Below are 236 nucleotides of genomic sequence, written 5' to 3' on the forward strand. Positions count from 1 at the left end.
GGGAAATCGATTTATAACTGGTCAAATGTATCGGTTCCTGAAATCGATAAGAAACCAAATGTGGATTCAGAAAATGTTGTAGTAGAAAAAGAAGTTACTGAACAACCACAACCACAAGAACAAAAACAAGTACAAGAAGAAACGAAAGATGACACGCTAAAAGTTGTTGTCGATAATGAACCGGTTAAAAATAAAAAATCCGGAAACGGTAGCACGTTACCACAAACAGGAGCATC

General features: G+C 36.4%; 1 pseudogene. It reads left to right on the forward strand.

Going from position 1 to position 236, the window contains the following annotated elements:
* Positions 1–236: pseudogene (locus MR113_RS27915) on the forward strand (DUF4430 domain-containing protein); the annotation flags it as partial.

It is taken from the genome of Bacillus cereus group sp. BfR-BA-01379, from assembly GCF_022663605.1.
Lineage (GTDB): Bacteria > Bacillota > Bacilli > Bacillales > Bacillaceae_G > Bacillus_A > Bacillus_A mobilis.